We start from the raw sequence: 418 nt of genomic DNA, 5'->3' as shown, positions 1-418 counted from the left end.
GGTTTACGCTTGTATATTATGCTCCATGCCTCAGATGCAGACATGGCTGTTTGCGTTGGATAATCCTCCTCAGACAATACGGCTTCGAGTAGCACATTGTTGGTCTGAGAATCATCTACAATTAGAATGTAATCACCTTTTTCAGTCATACAATCGGGATTTAGGGTAAAAATAAGAAAAGATAGATACGTAACAATTTTTCTTTTTCGCCGGCTAACGAAATACATACTTATTACGCCAAAGATAAAAGGTGGTTGTAATATTTTGGGTGACGATTGTTATCAAGTGCGGTGATATATATCACCGGCATCGATAAAATAATAAAAAAAGAGGTGGCGCAACCAAAAACGGAGATAACTAGATAAGAGATTCAATGTAGCGCCATTCATCTTTGAGGGCACTGAGCAACAGTTCCATC

General features: G+C 38.5%; 1 protein-coding gene. It reads right to left on the bottom strand.

The genetic code is table 11. The features are described from left to right. Positions 1 to 227, bottom strand: a 227-nt coding sequence (locus C6366_RS21250) for a hypothetical protein (RefSeq protein ID WP_233248595.1), incomplete at its 3' end; no start/stop codon positions are given. Positions 228 to 418: the final 191 nt, after the last annotated feature.

The organism is Desulfonatronum sp. SC1 (assembly GCF_003046795.1).
Classification (GTDB): Bacteria; Desulfobacterota; Desulfovibrionia; order Desulfovibrionales; family Desulfonatronaceae; genus Desulfonatronum.
The sequence above is the reverse complement of the archived record's forward strand: the minus strand, read 5'-3'. Positions and strand labels throughout refer to the sequence as shown.